The sequence below is a fragment of the Caballeronia terrestris genome (assembly GCF_001544515.1).
GTDB lineage: Bacteria > Pseudomonadota > Gammaproteobacteria > Burkholderiales > Burkholderiaceae > Caballeronia > Caballeronia terrestris.
Genome location: NZ_FCOL02000546.1, coordinates 1 through 817, shown reverse-complemented (window position 1 = coordinate 817; position 817 = coordinate 1). Strand labels below are relative to the sequence as shown.

General features: G+C 57.2%; 1 protein-coding gene. It reads left to right on the top strand.

Translation table 11 applies throughout. From position 1 onward, the window contains the following. A partial coding sequence (locus AWB67_RS41665; protein ID WP_374729900.1) for a hypothetical protein occupies nt 1-817 on the top strand: 817 nt, incomplete at both ends.

Here is an 817-nt window from a genome sequence, read left to right as displayed (position 1 = left end):
GAGACGGCCTTTCACATGGAAACCACGCTCGGGTTGCCGCACGGCTTTTTTGACCAGCCCTACCCTGCGCTCGCGCCCGAGACGATCGCGCGATTAAAATCGCCGTTAGACTTTGTTCAAGCGGACGCCGAGCCAGAAGTCCTGCCTAAAACATTCCAGCCGTCATCTGCCTCAGAAACCAATCAGCCGCTGCTCAAAGATCGTTTGCCCGAGGAACCGGAAATGCCAAAGAAAGCAGCGGGCGGATCGTCAACGCTCGCCCAGAACAGTCAAGCTACGCCCGCCAAACAGTCTGCCGCTCATTCCCCGCGAGAAAAATCCACGGCGAAAGTCAGTCCCTCTGAGAAAGCAAGCGGACCGCAATCGCTGGCGTTAAACGACAGCGCGGCTATTCAAAATATTCGGCGCGCCAACCTCCACGTTCTCACGACCCGCAACGGATCTAAAGCGAGACTTGGCGCGGTCATGACTCTGACCGGTTCCAACATGGGTCATCGGCTACATGGCAAGAAACGCATGGACGACGCCGAAGCGAACCGCTTTACCGAGCGACTGGGGTTGCCGACCGGATGGTTGGACACTCCGCGCTCGGAGGCAGAAATTCCGGAGTCCGTGTCCCAGCTGCTTCTTCCTGCTTCGCGCGGAAGGGCATCCATTCTAGGAAAACAAGCGAGCACCCTTGTCGATCAAGACCCACCGGTTTCAGCAAATGTCTCAAGTGAAAAACTGGCGACGGGAACGAGGGCAAGCGGAACAGAGGCGAGTGAGAAAGAGGCGCTCGTTGTTAGCGAGCAAAATCATGCAAACCCTCCTACTC